Consider the following 1,393-nt stretch of genomic DNA (forward strand, 5'->3'; position numbering starts at 1 on the left):
GCCATAGCGTATTCAGGGGCCCTCCGAACTTAGTTCGGAGGGCCCCTGAATACGCTATGGCGATGTCCCCAGCCTGGCGGAGAACCGGATTTCATGCCACGAGTACCTGCCCGCGCGCGGCCGTCAAATGACGTGAGCCTGAAGCTCAGGGGCAGGCATCGCCCGCCTTGCGCCCCGAAAGCTTCCCCGCCCTAAACAGGCCCTTCGGCTCAGGGGGTTGCATTACCCATGCAGACCTTGTCGTGCTCGCCGCCTCCGACGGGGGTGCCGATGTCGCTGCTGAAGCCGCCGGCGGGCAGCGTGCGAACCGCGGTGTAGCCGCTGCCGCTGTTCTTGTGCCAGACCTTGGCGGTGACGGAGGAGTTGCTGACGTAGGAACGGATGTATCCGAACCTTACGGTGTTCCACGGGGTGAAACAGGCGTTGGTGCTGGCGCTCACGATCCGATCCCCGCCGAAATTCGTTTCGTCGTAGATGCACAGTCTGGCTGCCGGGCAGTCAGCGACCGCCGCAGCGGGCGTCGCAGCCATGACCATCCCTCCAGCAGCGATGCCGAGTGCCGTAAGGATGGCTGCCGATTTCTTCTTCCACTCCATGGATTTCCCTCCAAGTGCGGCGAACGGTGCGGAGATCCTTCGCATAAGAGACCCTTCTCGATTTCTCATTCCGCCGAGTACAGAGGCTCCTGCGAGTCGTCTACTCGATTCACCCTTTTGTCTTTTCTGTTCCCCGTCCACTCTCGGCTTTCCGGCTTGCGCCGTCCATAGCGGAGAGTCCACGGCGATTGCTCCTGCGTCCACAACCCGTATGAGACAGAACTTGTGAGAAGGGAAGACTCCGGGGCCGCCGGAAGTCCGAGTCGTACGACACGGCGGCAGCATCTCCCGGCCAAGGGCGATCGTCGCCCAAGCCTCACACCGTTGAGCGGCGTTCGACGGCTGTCTCGTGTCCGGTCACCTCGGTGAGGTGAAGGTGAAGGTGAAGTGAAGCGGCCGAAGCCCGCGTTGGTGACGGGGTGCCGGTCGATGCGGAACGCCCTGATGAGGGGATGATGGCCTACGTCCCCAGCTGCGCGGGCCGCAGGCCGTCAGTCGAGTACGGTCGCGACCGCGACAACCGTGTTGCGCAGGCGCCGACCGCCTCGGCCGCATGGGCCGCCAGCACCGGGCTCCGGGAATGTGAGCAGCACGGTGTCGCCAACGAGCGGGCGACCGCGCATGCCCAGCGTGCCTTCGTCCTCGCCTTCGGCTGCCGGCCCGAGCGGCCGGCTGGGCACCCGGTATGCCGACATCGGCCGGCCGGTCCGCGCCCCTGTGTACGTGCCACACCGGGGCAGCGTTCTCAGGATGCCGATCCGTGATTCTGCCGGTTCACTGGTGTGGTGATCCCGGGC

2 protein-coding genes are annotated in these 1,393 nt (G+C 65.3%); both read right to left on the reverse strand.

Annotation, left to right across the window (positions count from 1 at the left end; all coding sequences use genetic code 11):
• Positions 1-209: 209 nt before the first annotated feature.
• Positions 210-596, reverse strand: a complete 387-nt coding sequence (locus tag ACFXPK_RS32915) for a peptidase inhibitor family I36 protein (protein WP_385080829.1) — start codon at positions 594-596, stop codon at positions 210-212.
• A 491-nt stretch (positions 597-1,087) separates the two neighbouring features.
• Positions 1,088-1,393, reverse strand: a 306-nt coding sequence (locus tag ACFXPK_RS32920; protein WP_385080831.1) for a hypothetical protein, incomplete at its 5' end; no start/stop codon positions are given.

The organism is Streptomyces sp. NPDC059142 (genome assembly GCF_042755665.1).
GTDB lineage: Bacteria > Actinomycetota > Actinomycetes > Streptomycetales > Streptomycetaceae > Streptomyces.